The 13,401-nt window shown below is 38.1% G+C and carries 13 protein-coding genes; all 13 read right to left on the bottom strand.

Translation table 11 applies throughout. The features are described from left to right. Nucleotides 1-20: 20 nt before the first annotated feature. The gene (lpxA, locus tag H4J75_RS05485) at nucleotides 21-815 is read right to left on the bottom strand and encodes an acyl-ACP--UDP-N-acetylglucosamine O-acyltransferase (protein ID WP_182215653.1); all 795 of its coding nucleotides are present in this window, start codon (nucleotides 813-815) and stop codon (nucleotides 21-23) included. Next, complete coding sequence (gene fabZ, locus H4J75_RS05490; RefSeq protein WP_070374046.1) at nucleotides 816-1,268, bottom strand: 3-hydroxyacyl-ACP dehydratase FabZ; 453 nt, start codon at nucleotides 1,266-1,268, stop codon at nucleotides 816-818. A 4-nt stretch (nucleotides 1,269-1,272) separates the two neighbouring features. Beyond that, entirely contained in the window at nucleotides 1,273-2,313 is a 1,041-nt protein-coding gene (gene lpxD / locus H4J75_RS05495; RefSeq protein WP_220465242.1) for a UDP-3-O-(3-hydroxymyristoyl)glucosamine N-acyltransferase, read from the bottom strand. A gap of 173 nt (nucleotides 2,314-2,486) precedes the next feature. Next, the gene (locus H4J75_RS05500) at nucleotides 2,487-3,005 is read right to left on the bottom strand and encodes an OmpH family outer membrane protein (protein ID WP_259364978.1); all 519 of its coding nucleotides are present in this window, start codon (nucleotides 3,003-3,005) and stop codon (nucleotides 2,487-2,489) included. A gap of 146 nt (nucleotides 3,006-3,151) precedes the next feature. Continuing rightward, nucleotides 3,152-5,626 carry an outer membrane protein assembly factor BamA gene (bamA, locus tag H4J75_RS05505; protein WP_182215650.1) on the bottom strand — a complete coding sequence of 825 codons (2,475 nt, stop codon included), beginning with the start codon at nucleotides 5,624-5,626 and terminating at the stop codon, nucleotides 3,152-3,154. 27 nt (nucleotides 5,627-5,653) lie between these two features. After that, entirely contained in the window at nucleotides 5,654-7,009 is a 1,356-nt protein-coding gene (gene rseP / locus H4J75_RS05510) for a sigma E protease regulator RseP (RefSeq protein ID WP_182215648.1), read from the bottom strand. Next, nucleotides 7,010-8,257 (bottom strand): 1-deoxy-D-xylulose-5-phosphate reductoisomerase, encoded by a 1,248-nt coding sequence (ispC, locus tag H4J75_RS05515; RefSeq protein ID WP_182221572.1) that lies wholly within the window; start codon nucleotides 8,255-8,257, stop codon nucleotides 7,010-7,012. Nucleotides 8,258-8,270: 13 nt separating this feature from the next. Then, on the bottom strand, nucleotides 8,271-9,140 hold the full coding sequence (locus H4J75_RS05520) for a phosphatidate cytidylyltransferase (protein ID WP_182221573.1): 870 nt from the start codon (nucleotides 9,138-9,140) through the stop codon (nucleotides 8,271-8,273). 60 nt (nucleotides 9,141-9,200) lie between these two features. Continuing rightward, a complete protein-coding gene (gene uppS, locus H4J75_RS05525) occupies nucleotides 9,201-9,944 on the bottom strand; it encodes a polyprenyl diphosphate synthase (RefSeq protein ID WP_182221574.1) in 744 nt (247 codons plus the stop codon). Between the two features lie 99 nt (nucleotides 9,945-10,043). Continuing rightward, nucleotides 10,044-10,601 (bottom strand): ribosome recycling factor, encoded by a 558-nt coding sequence (gene frr / locus H4J75_RS05530; RefSeq protein ID WP_070374054.1) that lies wholly within the window; start codon nucleotides 10,599-10,601, stop codon nucleotides 10,044-10,046. Nucleotides 10,602-10,625: 24 nt separating this feature from the next. Then, the gene (pyrH, locus tag H4J75_RS05535; RefSeq protein WP_070374055.1) at nucleotides 10,626-11,366 is read right to left on the bottom strand and encodes a UMP kinase; all 741 of its coding nucleotides are present in this window, start codon (nucleotides 11,364-11,366) and stop codon (nucleotides 10,626-10,628) included. 144 nt (nucleotides 11,367-11,510) lie between these two features. Continuing rightward, nucleotides 11,511-12,383: a translation elongation factor Ts gene (gene tsf, locus H4J75_RS05540; RefSeq protein WP_070374056.1), complete on the bottom strand. Its 873-nt coding sequence runs from the start codon at nucleotides 12,381-12,383 to the stop codon at nucleotides 11,511-11,513. A 122-nt stretch (nucleotides 12,384-12,505) separates the two neighbouring features. Continuing rightward, a complete protein-coding gene (gene rpsB / locus H4J75_RS05545) occupies nucleotides 12,506-13,234 on the bottom strand; it encodes a 30S ribosomal protein S2 (RefSeq protein ID WP_070374057.1) in 729 nt (242 codons plus the stop codon). Nucleotides 13,235-13,401 lie beyond the last annotated feature (167 nt).

The raw sequence follows: 13,401 nt of genomic DNA on the forward strand, positions 1-13,401 counted from the left end.
TATACTTTTAACAATCGTGTTTAGCGGGCAATGCCACGGCTAGAGTTTTTAATAAACTCAGCAAACAAGGTTAACTCTGGCATATCATCGGCTAATGCGGCAACTTTTTCTAAAGCTTCGTTAACGTTTAAACCTTTACGATAAACTTCTTTATAGGCTCGTTTGATCGTTAAAATAACCTCTTTGTCAAAACCTCGGCGTTTTAACCCTTCTGAGTTTAAACCAAAAGGAGATGCCGGTTGACCAGACACCATCAAATAAGGCGGTATATCTTTTAAAATCAGCGAATTTGCCGCAACAAAGCTGTGCGCGCCAATATGACAAAACTGATGAACGCCTGTCATACCACCTAAAATAGCGTAATCACCTACATGAACATGGCCAGCAATAGAGGCATTATTTGCAAGAATACAGTGACTGCCAACAATACAATCATGGGCAACATGGGTATACGCCATAAACAAATTATTACTACCTATTTGCGTTAGGCTATTATCTTGAATCGTGCCGCGATGGACCGTACAAGATTCACGAAAAACATTATTGTCACCAATAATCAATTCGGTTAACTCGCCGGCATACTTTAGATCCTGACAATCTTCACCAATACTGGCAAATTGAAAGAATTTGTTGCCTTCGCCAATTTTTGTTGGGCCTTTAATGACAACATGAGAATTAATCACACAGTTGTCACCAATAACGACATCTTTAGAAATATAACTCCAAGGGCCAATACTAACATTTTTGCCAATGCTAGCGCCTTCTTCGATAATCGCCTGAGGGTGAATTAAGCTCTGCTTATTGGAAGTCACCATTTATACCACTCTTCTTGCACACATAAGTTCAGCGCAGCAAACAACTTTACCTTCAACCCTAGCTTCGCCATAAAATTTCCACATACCACGACGCTCTTTTAAGAACTCGACATGCAAATGCATAGTATCGCCTGGCACAACAGACTTTTTAAATTTTGCCTTATCAATTGAAGCAAATAAGTACATTTCATTTTTATCTCTGCCATCTGTACTTTTAAAGCCTAAAAGCCCAGTTGCTTGCGCTAAAGCTTCGAGGATCATCACACCAGGAAAAATAGGGAGATCAGGGAAATGACCATTAAACACAGGTTCGTTAATACTAACATTCTTAATAGCATGCAATGTTTTCATTGGCTGATAATCTAAAACGCGATCGACCAAAAGCATGGGGTAACGATGTGGCAGTAATGCTTTGATTTCTGCAATTTCAATGGTGTTTTTTGGTAATTCCAACGGACTATTCCTTTTCAATAATATTGTTTAAGTGCTCGATGTCATGCTCTGCACTCTTAATGCGCTTAAGTATACTTTCTAATTTGCGAATTCTGGCATTATTTTTATTCCATTCTTTATTTGGTTGGCACGGCATGCCCGAAGAATAAACACCGGATTCATTAATATCTTTGGTCACCATGGTCATGCCGGTAAAAACACAACCATCAGCAACTTCAATATGACCATTAATACCAACAAGGCCCGCTATCACACAATTTTTGCCAATAACGGTACTGCCTGCAATAACACTACAAGCTGCCATCGCGGTATTTTCACCAATAACAACATTATGAGCAATTTGAATTTGATTATCTAAAATAACACCATCTTTAATCACTGTATTTTCTAGCGCGCCACGATCGATAGTCGTGCTGGCACCAATTTCGACTTTGTTACCAATAATAACGCTTCCCAGCTGAGGTATTTTCAACCATTTACCTTGGTCATTTGCATAACCAAAGCCATCAGAGCCAATAACCGTATTCGCTTGGATTAAACAATCTTGGCCAATTTCAACACGATGATAAATGCTAACATTGGACCATAATTTAGTACTTGCGCCGATTTTTGCTTGAACACCAATAAAACAGCCCGCACCAATGGTAACATTATCACTAATAACTACGCCCTGCTCTATCACAGTATTAGCGCCGATGGCGACATTATCACCTAAAGTAACATCCGCTGAAATTTGAGCCGAGGGATGAATACTGTTAGCCGGTTTTGGAGTGGTATCAAGTAATTGTGCGGTAAGTGCATAACCCAAATAGGGATTATTCATCACTAGCGCATGGGTATTACAGTCATTAAGGTGTTGAGAAGAAATAATAACCGCACCAGCTTTAGTATCAGCAAGCTGTTGGCTGTATTTTTTATTGGCTAAAAATGCAATTTGTTGTGCATTAGCGGTTGATAATGTGGCAAGTGAATGAATGATATATGTTTCATCACCATGAACCTCAGCACCAATTTTTTCAGCTAGCTGTTTGAGAGTATAAGACATAAACACTTAATATTTTTATGGATGCTCAATGAGCATAACTGGAAAAGACGCTAAAACCAATATGATTTTATTAGGCTAGAAAAAAAACTTGCAACTAATATTATTAATAATAGTTGCAAGTTTTATAACGGTAAGGCTTCAATTAACCTTATATCTACTACTTAGCGGTAGACTTAGTTAAGTTTACTAACCTGTTCAACAACCTTATTAGTGATCATTGCATCTGGCTTAGCAAAAATAACGGCTTGCTGTTCTAAAACAAGGTCATATTTGTCTTTTGCAGCAATGCTGTCGATAGCTTGACGAACCAAGGCTATAATTTTGTTTGTTTCTTCGTTCTTACGCAAGCCAGTTGCTTGTTGGAACGCTTTACCTTTAGCTTGGTAATCTTGATATAATGTTGCGATTTGAGTATCAAGTTCTTCGATATCTTTAGCGCTCATTAATGAACCGTCACGCTGTTTCTTTTCTTGGTAGTACTTAATGTCTTTTTCTAACTGAGCTAAAATAGCTTTATCATCTTTAAACTCAGCTTCTAGTACCTGCATTACTGCCGTTGTTTGTGGGATTTTACTCATCACTTCTTGGAAATTAACCACGGCGATTTTTTGATCAGCAGCCATTACAGAGCTTGCTAATAACAACGTTGACGCTACTGCAGAGCAAGTAACTGTTTTAATGAATTTTTTCAATTTTATCTCCAAAATATTATTACTTCACAACTTTGATATAAGTTGCATTAATTTTTATAATTGTCATGTAATAGCTATGGGGGCTAACTATAAGAATTAAACCCCCTTAGTAAATTTATACGCACTATGCCTGAAAGTTCTCTTTATTAAAATGTTTTACCTATATTAAAACTAAAGAACTCTTTATCATCGTCTTTTTCTGATTTTAGTGCTTTCGCGAAACTAAAGATCATTGGGCCCATAGGAGATAACCACTGCACTGATAAACCGGCAGAGCTTCTATAACGACCAACATCTGAATAATCATCAATCTTTTCAAATTCAGAGGTTACTAAATCGTTGTAGTCTTCTAAGTTGAACTCTGTATCCCAAACATTACCAACATCGACAAAAAAGCTGGTACGAACACTGTTCGAGAAACCTTCATCAAGTAATGGTGTTGGTACAATAAGTTCGATACCCGCGACAATAATGGCATTACCACCAACAGAACGCTGTGAGACGTTAATAAAATCGTGATCTTGCCCTAAACAACAACTACTTCCACCCTCGACCGGATCAGGAGTACCTGTGATTTGTGTTGGATAGCGAAATACCGCACGTGGGCCAACAATGTTATTTTCGAAGCCACGTAATGTATCAGAACCACCCGCTCTAAAGTTTTCCCAGAAAGGCAATATCTGGTCATTACCATCTATGGTGCCATAACCATTACCGTAACCGGCGTTTAAACGTGCTAGCACTGTCCAACGTTGATCTTGTGTTAATGGGAAGTACCATTTAGTGTCTAAGTTAATTTTAAAATAATCAACATCTGAATTTGGCGTTGTCATTTTATAAGTCAAACTTTGACTTGAGCCGTCTGTTGGAAAGGTACCACGGTTCAATGTCGTGCGAGATATAGCCATCGATAAATCGAAACTTTTAAATTCTAAACCACCATCAGGGTTATTAGGATCAGAATATATCTCGTAAAATTGTTGAATTTGTTCATAAGTTTGTAAACGTGTAATACCGTTACTTTTGTAACCTACGCCAAAGTTTAAACGAACATATTCATTAATAGGAAAGCCTAAGTTAAGCCCAACACCATAAGTTCTATTGTTGTATTCAACTAAGTTCGCATTACCCGCATTAAACTCGCTGTAATATATTTGCCCGCCTAAAGAAACAGCATCTACAGTAAAGTATGGGTCGGTGTAAGAAATACTCGCACTTTGCTGATAACTCATGGTATTAACATTAAATGCCAAGCGGTTACCCGTTCCTAAAAAGTTGTTTTGCTGTATACCTGCACTTAAACTTAAATTAGTCGTAGAACCATAACCAATACCGGCAGTAAAAGACCCTGAAGGTTGCTCTTTAACCGTAAAGTCAATATCAACTAAGTCATCATCACCTGGTAACTGTTTAGTTTCGTATTCAACATCTTCCAAATAAGGTAAACGCTGTAGCCATGCTTTTGAACTTTCGGCAGCATTGTTCGATAACCAAGCACCTTCCATTTGACGCATTTCACGGCGTAGTACTTTATCGGCAGTAACATTATTACCTTCGAAGTTAATACGGTTAACGTAAACACGTTTGCCAGGGTCAATAGAAATAGTCAGTTTAACCGTTTTTTCTTCTTCATTAATTTCAGGAATAACGGTTACTTTCGGGTAAGCATAACCATAACGGCCTAGATAACGGCTGATAGTTTCTTCGGTATACGTTACCTCTGCACCATTATAAAGTTTACCTGGTCGTAATGGGTTAATAGCTCGGATCGTACGTTCAAACCCAACCATATCACCAATAAAATCTATTTCACTGACTTTAAATTGTTCACCTTCAGTGATATTCAAGGCAATATAAACCGCTTTTTTATCAGGGGTCATTGACACCTGAGTCGAGTCTACTTTGTATTGCAGATAACCACGGTCTAAATAGTAACTTTTAATCGTTTCTATATCACCTTGTAAGGTTTGTTTTTGATAGCGGTCTTGCGCCATAAAATCCCACCAAGGAGAATCAAAGGTAAGTTCTATGCGTTCAAGAAGCTCAACATCAGAAAATATCTCATTACCAACGACGTTAATCTGCTCTATTGCTGCAGCATCGCCTTCGGTGAAAACAAAATTTATGTCAACACGGTTACGAGGCAAGTGAATAATTTCAGCTTTTACATCGGCATTATATTTACCAATACTGTGGTAGAAATCTTCTAAGCCTACCTCAATACCGGAAATTATAGTCATGTCGAGTGTTTCACCGACTCGAATATTACTGCCGTCAAGACTCTCAGTTAGTTGCTCTGCTTTTAAGTCTTTATTGCCATCGAAGGTGATTTCACTGATCGTTGAACGCTCATGAACACGATAGATAACTCTGTTACCTTCACGATAAACGACAACATCATTAAAATGTCCTGACTTGTAGAGAGACTTTATCGATTGAGAAATACGGAATTCATTGAGCGTATCTCCCGTATTAAAAGGGATATGAGTCAAAGCAGCGCCGAGTGCGACACGCTGTAACCCTTTTACTTCAATATCTTCTACTTGAAATTCTTCAGAGGCTTGTGCTGTTGTACCTAAGGCACCTAATAATACCGCAAGGGCAATTTTTTTAATTATCATAAATGCTAACTTTTATTACTTCTTTTGTTATAACCGCGAAAAATCGTTAAATAATGCGATACTCATTAAGCCTAAGAGGGCTAGTGTACCAAACTTAAAACCTATTTCTTGTATTTTTTCTGATACGGGTTTACCTGTGACAATTTCCACAAGATAATAAAATAAATGCCCGCCATCAAGCACTGGTAAAGGTAATAAATTTATAATACCTAAGTTAATGCTAATTAAAGCCAGAAAACCTAGGAAATATACCAAACCATATTGTGCACTACTTCCTGCTCCTTGTGCGATAGAAATAGGCCCACTTAAGTTCTTAACAGAAATATCACCCGTCAAGAGCTTGCCTATCATGTCAAAACTCAATACTACTAAGTTCCAACTACGCTGTAAGCTTTGTCCTAAAGCATCAACAACGCCGTAACGTAACTCAAATAAATATTCTTTTGGGTAAGAGTCAGATTTTGGAACCACACCCAAATAACCTATTTTCTTACCCGCACGTTCAATTAAAGCCGGTGTTACCATTATCTCTTTGTTTTCACCAAGTCTTTCGACGACTAAAATAACGTTTTGTTCCGGAAGTTGACTAATATTTTTTGAAAACATCACCCAACTGCCATTAATACTTTCGTTATTGATGCTAATTAACTTGTCATCAACTTTTAGGCCGGCCTTATCTGCAACACTACCTTCTTCAATAAAAGCTAGCTCAGCATAAACAGCGGCTCTATAAGGAGCAATACCTAAACTACTAATGGCTGATTCTTTATCGGGTGAAAAAGACCAGTTAGCCGCATCCAAATTATAAGTTTTCGGTGAAGCACTACCTTGTTCTTTTGTTTTTATAGTAAAAGCGCTCTCACCTATTTGCGAGACTAACGCTAGATTGACATCTTGCCAATCTAAGGTCTTTTGACCGGCAACTTCAATGATTTCACTGTTACTGGTAAGATTCGCCCGCTGCGCTATAGATTCTGGCATTATTTCACCAACAATCGGTTTTACACTCGGCACACCAATTAGAAACATCAGATAAAAAGCAAAAATAGCAAAAGCAAAGTTTGCTAGAGGCCCAGCAGCAATAATCGCTATACGCTGATAAACTGTTTTATTATTAAAAGTTTTATCGATATCTTCGGGTTTGACCTCATCAACGCGGCCATCAAGCATTTTAACGTAACCACCCAATGGAATTAAGGCGATAACAAACTCTGTACCTTCTTTATTAACTTTTCGCCATAATACTTTGCCAAAGCCAATTGAAAAACGCTCTACTTGCACGCCGTTTCTGCGGGCAACCCAATAATGGCCGTATTCATGCACCGTAATTAAAATACCTAAAGCGACAACAAAAGAGGCTAAATTCCAAAAAAAATCAAACAACTATAGATTACCTTTTTCGTTAACTTCATTAATCGCCACATCATTGACTACAAAGCAGCCACTAGCAATTAAATTACGTGAAAATTCTCTAGCACTTGCATCAAGCGCAACGACATCATCAATTGATGCCACCCTTTCTGAGACAAATTTATTCACAGAAGTTTCATTTATTTTTGCAATATCAGTAAATTTTATTTTTTCGTTCAAAAAAGCATCAACGGCAATTTCATTAGCAGCATTTAAAGCTGTACATGCACCTTGGCCACTTTTACAAGCCGCTATAGCTAATTTTAAATTAGGATACTTTTGATAATCGACATCTTCAAATTCAAATGATGGCGTATTGAAAAAATCTAAGGGTGCGACACCTGAATCAATTCTCTGCGGATAAGCCAAGGCATGAGCAATGGGGGTACGCATATCAGGATTACCCATTTGAGCTATCACGCTACCGTCTTTATATTGCACCATTGAATGAATGGTACTTTGCGGATGTAAAACAACGTGGATATCGTCAGGGTCGATATTAAATAACCATTTTGCTTCAATAAATTCTAGGCCTTTATTCATCATGGTCGCAGAGTCTACAGAAATTTTACGGCCCATCTCCCAATTAGGGTGGGCACACGCTTGTGCTGGGGTTACTTCTGCTAACTGTTCGACTGAAAAAGTTCTAAACGGACCACCTGAGCCGGTCAGTAATATTTTACTGACGCCATTACTTGCTAAGTCGCATCGACCTGGCTTAGCTTGTACATTAGCGGGTAAACACTGGAAAATAGCATTGTGTTCACTGTCTATCGGCAATAATTCTGCACCATACTTTTCAACCGCATCTATAAACAAAGCGCCTGAAGTCACTAAAGCTTCTTTATTTGCTAACAGTACTCTTTTACCCGACTTAACTGCAGCCATAGTAGACAAAAGACCTGACGCTCCAACAATAGCAGCCATAACAGTATCTGAGGTATCAGCTTGAGCAATATCAATTAAGCCTTGTCCGCCACTGAGTACTTCAATATTTTGTAAACCGTTTTGGTCGAGTTTTCCTTTTAAAGCTTGTGCCGCATGCTCGGCCACCATAACGACAGTGCTCGGTTTAAATTCCAGACACTGCGCCAACATTTCATCAACCCGGGTATTCGCCGATAAAGACTCAACAGAAAATAACGTGGGATGAAGTCTAACAACCTCTAAGGTGCTAACACCTATCGATCCTGTTGAACCTAAAATACAAAGTTTACGCATCGTTTATATCAACCTACTGCCAGCCTAATAAGGCATAACATAATGCATAAATCGGCGCAGTAGCCGTTAAACTATCAATTCTGTCCAAGATACCGCCATGACCAGGTAAGATTGCGCCACTGTCTTTTATGCCTGCTTGTCGTTTAAACATACTTTCATTTAAATCACCTAGCACTGACACTGTTGTGATGATAGCGGTGACAATTAACGCTAACGTAAATTGATGTTGCTGCCATCCGAGCGAGTAACCGGCAATACTGATAAAGATACAGGCACAAACAACACCACCAATAAAGCCTTCGAGGGTTTTACCTGGACTGACATTGGGTAAGAGTTTACGTTTACCGATAGATTTACCGACAAAATAAGCACCTACATCAGCACTCCACACCATTAAGAATAAAAACATAATCAGCTGAGCGCCATTATACGGATCTTGGTTGTAATCATTACTGCGCAGCACCATAAAAGCGAGCCAAGTAGGAATAAGCGTTAACCAGCCAAATACACCACGAATCGAGCGATGGCTTGACCAAAACTTACTGTAGCGAGGATAAAGAAAGGTCAGCGTTGCAGATAGAACCCACCAAGCAACAGCAATCCATAATACCAGCGACACACCTGAATGGAGCTGCCCATCATTAGACCAGAGTTGTAACAATGGTAGTGCGTACCAAAGCACAGATATAAGAATAATCGTCGCACAAACAAAAGCAAGACGACGGCGCTTATTGGCAAAGCCCATTAAAGGCCCCCACTCCCATGCACCAATAGCCATAACAGCCATAAACAAAGCCGCAAATTGATCTAGAGGTAAATAGAAAATGGCGAAAATAGTTAAAGGCGCTAAGATAACAGCGGTAATAATACGTTGTTTTAACAAATGGAAACCCTTATAAATGCTATTTAATTTTATCGTTATTATTGTTTTTAATTTATAGTCTTAAATTTTTATTTGTTCACCTGTTTGACCAAAACGTCGTTCTCTTTGGTCAAAGCATCCCATTGCGTTAATGAGCGCTTGTTCATCAAAATCAGGCCATAGTGTTTCTGTAAAATAAAATTCTGCGTAAGCTGCTTGCCATAGCAAAAAATTACTTATGCGAAAATCACCACCGGTACGAATAAGTAAATCAAGTTCAGGTAAGTTAGCTAAACAAGTATATTGATGGAGTGCTTCTTCGGTTATATCATCAACAGACATGGTGTTATTGGATACTTTTTCAGCTAAAATTTTAGCGGCATTAGCTATGTCCCAACGTCCGCCATAGTTAGCTGCAACAGACAATACCATACCTTTATTGTTTGCGGTTAAATCTTCTGAAACTTTTATTTTTTTTTGTAAATTTTCTGAAAAACGTGAAACATCGCCAATCACTTGGAAGCGCACATCATTTTTATGAAGCTTTTTCACTTCTCGTGTTAGCACAAACATGAATAAATCCATCAATACGCTAACTTCTTGTTCTGGACGTTGCCAATTTTCACTACTAAAGGCAAAAAGTGTTAATGCTTTCACCCCGTATTTTATCGCAGTACTCACTGATGTTCGAACTGATTCAACACCTGATTTATGACCTGCAACCCGTGTTTTTCCACGTTGTTGTGCCCAGCGTCCATTACCATCCATTATAATGGCAACGTGTTGCGGCACTTTGATTAAAGTATCTGTTATTGCTTCAGTCATAATCGTTCCGTCATACTAATCAAGCTAGATTCAAATTTTCTGTAAAAAAAACCGTAGTGATCATTTAATAACTACGGTTTATATTATCGGTTAAAGAAGTTATATTTCCATTAACTCTTTTTCTTTAATAGATAAGATATCATCAACCTGTTTTACATAAGTATCGGTTAATTTTTGAATATCATCTTCAGACTGATGCATTTCATCATCATTAATTTCTTTTTCTTTATTCAATGATTTTACATCTGAATTAGCATCGCGGCGAATATTTCGAATAGCGACCTTGCCATTTTCAGCTTCATTTTTAACCACTTTAACAAGATCTTTACGACGCTCTTCTGTTAAAGGTGGTAAAGGAATACGAATAAGTGTTCCTTGAGATGATGGGTTCAAGCCCAAATCAGATTTCAAAATTGCTTTTTCTACCGCGCCGATCATGCCTTTATCAAAGACAGTAATCGCTAAAGTACGCGCATCAGGTGTAGCAATGTTGCCCACTTGACTTAATGGTGTTTCCATACCGTAATAATCAACAACAATATTATCAAGTAAAGAACGATGTGCTCGCCCCGTTCTTACTTTGTTTAAATTGCTTTTTAATGATTCGATACTTTTACTCATACGGTCTTGAGCATCTTGTTTTATTTCATTTATCACGTTGAATTTCCTTTAAATCAAAAATTAAACTAAATTTTCTGAATGGTCGATAGTTGTACCTTCATTACCGCCCATTACCACTGCTTTTAGTGCACCTGGCTTATTCATATTAAAAACACGAATAGTCATATTGTGATCACGCGCGAGCGTAAATGCGGCTAAATCCATTACTTTGAGTTCTTTTTCTAATACTTCGTTATAACTTAATTGGCTATATAAGGTAGCATCAGGGTTTTTAACAGGGTCATCTGAGTAGATGCCATCTACCTTAGTCGCTTTTAAAACCACATCAGCTTCAATCTCAATGCCGCGTAAACAGGCTGCTGAATCTGTGGTAAAGAAAGGATTACCGGTACCGGCACTGAAAATAACAACACGGCCAGATTTTAATAAACTGATGCCTTCAGCCCAGTTATAACGGTCACAAACACCTGCCAAGTCAATAGCAGACATTAATTTAGCATTAACAAAAGCGCGATGTAAGGCATCACGCATCGCAAGACCGTTCATTACGGTTGCTAACATACCCATTTGGTCACCAACAACGCGGTTCATTCCTGCTTCTGCAAGACCAGCGCCACGGAACAAATTACCGCCGCCAATAACTAAACCCACTTGGATGCCCATTTCAATCAGTTCTTTAATTTCTTGAGCCATACGATCCAAAACTTTAGGGTCGATACCGAAACCCTCTTCACCCATTAAGGCTTCACCACTAAGTTTTAATAAAATTCGACGATATATTGGTTTTGGACTGATGCTCATAAAAAACATTCCTGTATTTTGTCTATAAATAGGCGAAAAAAATAGCCGTGATCAATTTGACCGCGGCTATTTTAATACGTTTAGCTGACTATCGAAAGTCTAAACTGAAAAAAGAACTGTTTTACTGAATTAAATGCTTAAAAATTAAGCTTTTGATGCAGCAATTTGTGCTTCAACTTCAGCAGCAAAATCTTCTTCTTTCTTAGCAATGCCTTCACCAACTTCTAAACGAACAAAGTTAGAAACCGTAATGCCTTTCTCTTTAAGAACAACACCAACAGTTTTCTTAGGTTCCATGATGAATGCTTGACCTGTCAAAGAAATTTCACCGGTAAATTTCTTCATACGACCTATGATGATCTTTTCAAGTAATTCAACAGGTTTTTTCTTTTTATCATCAAGAGCATCGTTTTCAGCTTTTAAGATATCTAGTTGAATACGCTGTTCATTTTCTACAACACTATCAGCAACATCTTCAGGTGTTAAAAATTCAGGCTTACTTGCAGCAACGTGCATAGCAATGTGCTTTAATGATTCAGCATCGCCTTCACCAGCAACAACAACACCAATACTAGCGCCATGGCTATATGAAGCTAATGCAGCACCTTCAACGTATGAAACGCGACGGATATTGATGTTTTCACCAATTTTAGTCACAAGCGTAATACGCTTTTCTTCGAATTGAGCTTGTAACTCTTCGATTGTCGCTTTTGATGCTAAAGCAGCGTCTGCAACTTCGTTAGCAAAACCTAAGAAGTTAGAATCTTTTGCAACAAAATCAGTCTGACAGTTAACTTCAAGAAGTGCAGCAACGCCATCAGCGCTTTTAATTAAAATAGCACCTTCAGCAGCGATGTTACCGGCTTTTTTAGCCGCTTTTGCTTGACCGTTCTTACGCATATTTTCAATCGCAAGTTCCATGTCGCCTTCAGCTTCTTGTAAAGCTTTTTTACAATCCATCATGCCCGCAGCTGTGCGTTCACGAAGTTCTTTTACCATTGCAGCAGTAATTACCATGAGAGAATTCCTCAAATTTTGTTATCCCCTAAACTATTTAAAGCCGGGCATAAATATTAATATGTTGCCACAAGCGCTAACACGCTTGTGGCAATAGCAAAAAAGATTATGAAAAACTGAAATTATTCAGCTTCTACAAAACCGTCTTTTTCAGCTTGAACAACAATGTTCTTTTCACGACCAGCTAAAACTGCGTTAGCAGCAGAATCAGTGTATAAAGTCACAGCGCGAATTGCATCGTCGTTACCCGGGATAATGAAATCAATGTTATCTGGGTTTGAGTTTGTATCAACTACAGATATTACTGGAATACCTAAGTTTTTAGCTTCTTTAATAGAAATGTGTTCGTGATCAGCATCAATGATGAATAAAACGTCAGGTAAACCACCCATGTTTTTGATTCCACCAAGACTTTTGTCAAGCTTTTCCATTTCACGTGTACGCATCAAAGCTTCTTTTTTAGTAAGAGCTTCAAAAGTACCGTCAGAGCTTTGTGCTTCAAGATCTTTTAAACGCTTGATTGATTGACGAACTGTTTTCCAGTTAGTCAACATACCACCTAACCAACGGTGATTAACGTAAAACTGATCACATTTGATAGCAGCATCTTTAATTGCATCGCTTGCAGCGCGCTTAGTACCAACAAATAAAACTTTACCTTTTTTCGCAGAAACACCTGATAAGAAAGCAAGGGCTTCATTGAACATAGGAACAGTTTGTTCAAGGTTGATGATATGAACTTTATCGCGTGAACCAAAAATGTAAGTTTTCATTTTTGGGTTCCAGTAACGGGTTTTGTGACCGAAATGAACACCTGCTTTAAGCATATCGCGCATAGAAACGTTTGGCATGATTTTTCCTTTATTTGGTTTAGGGGGTTAAGCGTTCATACATTCAAATATACCTGACTCTTTATTGTTCGATTATTTGCTTATAATTAAGACAAATTCAAACTGAGCACCCCGACATATTCTTAATAAATGTATGTGAATTTATAATAAGTATTATTATTTTTAAT

This window comes from Colwellia sp. BRX10-1, assembly GCF_014077545.1.
Taxonomy (GTDB): Bacteria; Pseudomonadota; Gammaproteobacteria; order Enterobacterales; family Alteromonadaceae; genus Colwellia_A.

What these genes read in the sequence shown, in the direction of transcription:
- lpxA (WP_182215653.1), bottom strand. Translation starts at nt 815, where the DNA reads ATGGTGACTTCCAATAAGCAGAGCTTAATTCACCCTCAGGCGATTATC.
- lpxD (WP_220465242.1), bottom strand. Translation starts at nt 2,313, where the DNA reads ATGTCTTATACTCTCAAACAGCTAGCTGAAAAAATTGGTGCTGAGGTT.
- bamA (WP_182215650.1), bottom strand. Translation starts at nt 5,626, where the DNA reads ATGATAATTAAAAAAATTGCCCTTGCGGTATTATTAGGTGCCTTAGGT.
- ispC (WP_182221572.1), bottom strand. Translation starts at nt 8,257, where the DNA reads ATGCGTAAACTTTGTATTTTAGGTTCAACAGGATCGATAGGTGTTAGC.
- uppS (WP_182221574.1), bottom strand. Translation starts at nt 9,944, where the DNA reads ATGACTGAAGCAATAACAGATACTTTAATCAAAGTGCCGCAACACGTT.
- pyrH (WP_070374055.1), bottom strand. Translation starts at nt 11,366, where the DNA reads ATGAGCATCAGTCCAAAACCAATATATCGTCGAATTTTATTAAAACTT.
- tsf (WP_070374056.1), bottom strand. Translation starts at nt 12,383, where the DNA reads ATGGTAATTACTGCTGCAATGGTAAAAGAACTTCGTGAACGCACAGCT.
- rpsB (WP_070374057.1), bottom strand. Translation starts at nt 13,234, where the DNA reads ATGCCAAACGTTTCTATGCGCGATATGCTTAAAGCAGGTGTTCATTTC.